The sequence below is a fragment of the Streptomyces sp. S6 genome (assembly GCF_054880855.1).
Map to the genome: position 1 here is coordinate 1 of NZ_JBTYMC010000446.1, position 4053 is coordinate 4053.

Consider the following 4053-nt stretch of genomic DNA (forward strand, 5'->3'; position numbering starts at 1 on the left):
GCCGCGTCCGCCGCCCGGCCGCCGATCTCCGCCGGCCCCATCCGCGACAGCCGCCGCAGGTACCAGCCCGTGTCCAGGGTCATCGCACCCCCGCCAGCGTCACCGGCGTCCCCGCCGCCAGCGCGACGGGCACGGCGAGAGTGGCGGCCGTGGTCGCAGCCAGTGACTCCAGCGGCACCGGCATCGGGCCGCCGGTCCGCACGGCCCGGACGAACGCGGCGAGCTGCGCGTTCTGCCCCTTGTCGCGGGCCTTGGGCAGCCGCGAACTCACCCACCGCTTCGGGCTGTGCACGGAGGCGCGCACGAAGTCGTCGAGGCGCAGCGCCCGGCCGTCCGCGAGCAGGTCGAGGGTCTCCTTCGGGAAACCGGACGGGCCGCTCGTGACATAGCTGATCGTGGCGGTGGACCCGTCCGGGTAGCGCAGCACGACCTGGAGGTCCTCCCCGCCGGGTGCCGCGACCGAGTACACCGAGACCGGGTCGGCGTCCAGGAGCCAGCTCGCCGTGTCGACGAAGTGTCCGCCCTCTCCGGCGAACCGCGACCCTTCGGTGTCCTGCCGCAGATACCAGCTCCCGTGGTCAAGGCGCCCCGCGTTGACCAGATACCGCAGGCTCGCCGGGCCGCTCCGGGCACCGAACCGCTCCTTCGCCTCCCGCAGCAGCGGCGCGAACCGCCGGTTGAAACCGACCTGGAGCCGGTCGTTGCCCGACTCCTCCACCGCCCCGAGCACCTCGGCCAGCTCCTCCTCGCTGAGTGCGAGAGGCTTCTCCACGAACACCGCCTTGCCCGCCAGCAGCGCCCTGCGGGTCAGCGCCGCGTGCGAGCTGTGCCGGGTGACGACGAACACCGCGTCGATCGACGTGTCGCCGAGGACCGCGTCCAGGTCGGTCGTCGCACGGGCGAAGCCGAACTTGCGCTGCGCGTTGGCGCCGGACAGCGCGGTCGTGGTGACGACCGCCGTCAGGTCCACGCCGTCCCGCTCGACGAGGTGCGGCAGCAGCATCGACGACGCGTAGTTCCCCGCGCCGACGAACGCCACCCGCAGCGAGGCACGCACGGGCCGGGCCGTCCGCTTCACCTCCACGGACGGCACCGCGACCGTCGTCGCGGGCCGCGTCTCCGGCGCGTGTCCCGGGTAGCGGAAGAGCACGGCGACGGCCTTCAACTCGCCGTCCTTCAGGCCCTGGTACGTCTCGACGGCGTCCGCGAAGTCGGCCGTGTGCGAGATCAGCGGCGCCACGTCGACCCGGCCGCGCGCGGCGAGGTCGAGAAAGCAGGCCAGGTTGCGGCGCTCGGTCCAGCGGACGTACCCGATCGGATAGTCCCGCCCCTCCAGCTCGTACTCCGGGTCGTACCGGCCCGGCCCGTAGCTGCGGGAGAAGCGGACGTCCAGCTCCTTCTCGTAGTACGCGTTCCACGGCAGGTCGAGACGGCACTTCCCGATGTCGACGACCCGCCCCCGGTCCCGGCACAGTCGTGCCGCCAGCTCCACGGGCTGATTGCTCGATCCGCCGGCCGCCAGATACACCTGGTCCACACCGTGCCCGCCGGTGAGTTCGGCGACGGCTGTCTCCACCGCCGCCGACGAGGGGTCGCCGCAGGCCGCCGCGCCGAGTCGTCCGGCCAGCTCACAGCGTGCCGGGTCGGGGTCGACGCCGATCACGGTCACCCCGGACGCGGTCAGGAGCTGCACCACCAGCTGGCCGATCAGGCCGAGGCCGATCACGAGAACCGTGTCGCCGAGTTGGGGTTCGCCCCGGCGCACGCCCTGCATCGCGATGGCGCCGACGGTGCCGAACGCCGCGTGCTGCGGGGCGAGTCCGTCGGGGACCGGGGCGTAGAGGTTCTTCGGCACCCAGTTCAGCTCGGCGTGCAGGGCGTGCTCGTTGCCCGCGCACGCCACCAGGTCGCCCGCCTTCACGTCGTCCACCCCGGCGCCGACCTGCTCGACGACCCCGCACAGCGAGTAGCCCAGCGGCGTGTAGGAGTCCAGCTTGCCCATCACCTTGCGGTAGGTCGCGGGCACCCCGTTCACGGCGACGCTCTGCACGACCTTCGCGACCTGGTCCGGCCGCGACCGGGCCTTGCCCAGCATCGACATGCCCGCCTCGGACACCTTCATCAGCTCGGTGCCGGTGGAGATCAGCGAGTAGGCGCTGCGGACCAGCACCCCACCCGGCTTGCAGCCGGGCACCGGCACGTCGAGCAGGGCCAGTTCGCCGCTCTTGTAGTTCTGCACAACCTGTTTCACCCGAAGCTGTCCTGTTCTCTAGCGAGTCGTGGAGGAGCTCTGGCCGGTCGCGGCGCGGTACCAGTGCTCCAGGGTCAGCACGTGCCACAGATGCTTGGAGAAGTCCTGCTGCCCGGCGGCGTCCTCGGCGGCCATCCGCGCCAGCGCGTCCCGCCGCAGGAACCCGGCGCGCACCAGCTCCCCGTCCTCGATCACCTCGCGCACCAGCGGCGCCAGATCCCGGCTCATCCAGGCCCGCAGCGGAGCGCTGAACAACCCCTTGGGCCGGTACACGATCTCCCGGGGCAGCACCAGCGCCGCCGCCTCCTTCAGGACGGCCTTCCCCTGCCGCCCGACGATCTTCCGGTTCCCCGGCACCGCGAACGCCGCCTTCACCACCTCGACGTCCACGTACGGCACCCGCACCTCCGTGGAGGCGGCCATGCTGGAGCGGTCCGTGTAGGCGAGGTTCAGGCCCGGCAGGAACATGCGGGCGTCGCCCAGGCACATGCGGTTGACGAAGTCGTCCAGCTCGTTGTCCCGGTAGGTGTCGGCGTGCTCTGTCAGCACGTCGTCGACCGTGCCCGCCAGGTCCGGGGAGATCAGGTCGAGCAGCTCACCCCGGTCGTACAGGGTGTAGCTGCGCCGGAACGCCGTCTCCTCCGGGAGGTCGGCGAAGGACAGGAACCGCTTCGCGAACCGCACCGACCGGTAGCCCCGGCGGGCGGACGCCACCGGCAGCCGGTCCACGGCCCGCGACAGCCCGCGCCGCAGCGGACGCGGCACGCGCTGGTAGCGCACCGCGAGGAGGTTCGCGAAGTGCTTGCGGTACCCGGCGAACAGCTCGTCCGCGCCCATCCCCGACAGCATCACCTTCACCCCGGCCTCGCGGGCGGCCTGGCAGATCAGGAACGTGTTGATCGCGGCCGGGTCGCCGATCGGCTCGTCCAGGTGGTACGTCATGCGCGGCAGCAGGTCCAGGACGTCCGGGGCGATCTCGATCTCCTTCAGGTCCACCCCGAACCGGGCGGCGACCTGCCGGGCGTAGCGCAGGTCGTCCGGCATCGCCTCGAAGCGGGCGTCCTCGGCGCGGAACCCGATCGTGTAGGCGGAGATCCCCGGCCGCTCCCGCGCCGCGAGCGCGGTGAGGTAGCTGGAGTCGAGGCCGCCGGACAGGAACGTCGCCACCGGCACGTCGGAGAGCAGGTGACGCCGGGTCGACTCCTCGACGACGGCGGCCAGGTCCGGGAGTCCGTCCTCGCGGGCCTCGGCGGCGACGTCCCTCAGGTTCCAGTACCGGCCGCGCTCCACCGAGCCGTCCGCCCGGCACCTCAGCCAGCTCCCCGGCGGCAGCTTCTCCGCCTCCCGGTACGCGCACCGCGAGTCCGGCACCCAGTAGTACAGCAGCGACGCCACCAGCGCCGCCGGGTCCACATCGAGGGACCGGCCCGTCACGGCCGCGAGGGCCTTCAGCTCCGACGCGAACACCAGGCCGTCGCCGCGCCGCAGCACGAACAGCGGCTTGATACCGAGCTGGTCGCGGGCGAGCACCAGGTCGCCGGTGCGCTCGTCGAAGATGCCGAACGCGAACATGCCGCGCAGCCGGGGCAGACAGTCCGTGCCCCAGCGCCGCCACGCCTCCAGCAGTACTTCCGTGTCGGAGGTGCCCCGGAACCGAACGCCGGCGGCGGCCAGTTCGGCCCGCAGCTCGGTGTGGGAGCTTGTGCGGCGGTGCACAAAGTCTTGCGGTGATCGATGGTAGGCAGTGGGGTGCCTGGGGCCAACCCATTCGACCAACGATTCACCGGGACTTGAGGCACCGC

General features: G+C 72.2%; 2 protein-coding genes. Both read right to left on the minus strand.

The annotated features are described in order from the left end of the window. Positions 1–79: 79 nt before the first annotated feature. Complete coding sequence (locus tag ACVNF4_RS33295; RefSeq protein WP_461806602.1) at positions 80–2251, minus strand: bi-domain-containing oxidoreductase; 2172 nt, start codon at positions 2249–2251, stop codon at positions 80–82. A gap of 18 nt (positions 2252–2269) precedes the next feature. Next, positions 2270–3967 (minus strand): asparagine synthase (glutamine-hydrolyzing), encoded by a 1698-nt coding sequence (gene asnB / locus ACVNF4_RS33300; protein WP_461806603.1) that lies wholly within the window; start codon positions 3965–3967, stop codon positions 2270–2272. Positions 3968–4053 lie beyond the last annotated feature (86 nt).